General features: G+C 64.0%; 3 pseudogenes. 1 reads left to right on the top strand and 2 read right to left on the bottom strand.

Features of this window, described 5'->3' with window-relative positions:
* Positions 1-161 precede the first annotated feature (161 nt).
* Positions 162-307: pseudogene (locus AB0873_RS32610) on the top strand (IS481 family transposase); the annotation flags it as partial.
* Here AB0873_RS32610 and AB0873_RS32605 read toward each other — a convergent pair.
* Both AB0873_RS32605 and AB0873_RS32600 read right to left on the bottom strand, forming a co-directional pair.
* A pseudogene (locus AB0873_RS32605) lies at positions 297-586 on the bottom strand (transposase family protein); the annotation flags it as partial. The pseudogenes AB0873_RS32610 and AB0873_RS32605 sit on opposite strands and share 11 nt — an antisense overlap.
* 12 nt (positions 587-598) lie before the next feature.
* A pseudogene (locus AB0873_RS32600) lies at positions 599-969 on the bottom strand (leucine zipper domain-containing protein); the annotation flags it as partial.
* Positions 970-1201: the final 232 nt, after the last annotated feature.

The raw sequence follows: 1201 nt of genomic DNA, 5'->3' as shown, positions 1-1201 counted from the left end.
CTCACCAGAAGGGTCACCGACGAAACCACCCCAACCTGGCGAGATATGTGAAGATCATATCACTCGCAAAATATGTGAATCAGACGCCCTCTAAGTGCACGACCTGACCGCCACCCGAACCCACGGCCTGATCGACGCCCTGACCAGCGCGAACGTGCTAGAAGAACCACGCGGCTACTGCCGGCAAGCCGCGCAACAAGCACCACAACCCGAAGATCGGCACCGCCTTCGTGCCTACCGCCATCACGACGACGAGACCGCCGCCGTCGCGGTCCTCCGAGGGTCCGCCACTTGGTTCAGCGACCGCAGGTCATTGAGCCATTTCCTTGTGGGTAACGAGCGTCCTCGGTGGCTTGGAGAACGAGGATGGCCTGGACGATCGGGGGGTGGCGTGGCGTGGTCAGCACCGTAGGTTGGTCAGGATTTTTCAGGTCTTGAGCGTGGAAACGGCGCGTTCGCCGAGGGCTCGGATCTTGGCGTGGTGCCGGTTCACAGACTTCTGCCGGCGGGACAGGCGGGTGCGGCGGCGTTTGAACGGGGTCCAGATGGCGCCGTGGGCGCCTTGGTAGCCCTTGTCCGCGAGGGTCTTGCTTTCGACGCGACCGACGTAGCTCCAGCCACCACCGTCGGCGAAGTTCCCGAGCTTTTGACGTCGACGTGCGGCGACGCGCCGGAAGCCGGGTGCTCATTGCGGGGCACCGGTTTGCCCGTGACGCGATCCACGCGGCGAGAGCCGATTGAGCCGGCACCGCACCAGCACAGCGTGCACCGTCGATGACACCGTGCCGAAGCGTTCGGCGATCACGACCGGTCCCAGGCGATGTCTCCACCGTAGGTAAACGATCATACGGACAAGTGGCGGCGGTGCCTTCCTGGCTGCGAGGCGGGCCGTGACGAGCGGTCCTGCATACCGACCTCGCCGGCCAACCGGTATCGCTCGGCCCATCACTTCGCGGTCGGCCACGACACACGTCGTAGCGTTCGGCCCAGGTCCTCCCCATCAAGGTCCGTCATGTCATCTCGTCACATGATTTCAACCAACGTGCTCGGGCAGCACATCTAGCGCTCCGCACGCTGCCGAAAGAGCTGCATTCCGCCGTCGGACACTTACGACCTCGTGCGCAATAGGACGGTCGGTGGCGCCGGTTTGGCGTAGGTGATGATCTTCGGGTGTCGATCCGGTGGGCTCGTCGTGTGTTCA

It is taken from the genome of Micromonospora sp. NPDC047707 (assembly GCF_040704235.1).
In the GTDB taxonomy this organism is placed as follows: domain Bacteria; phylum Actinomycetota; class Actinomycetes; order Mycobacteriales; family Micromonosporaceae; genus Micromonospora.
The sequence above is the reverse complement of the archived record's forward strand: the minus strand, read 5'-3'. Positions and strand labels throughout refer to the sequence as shown.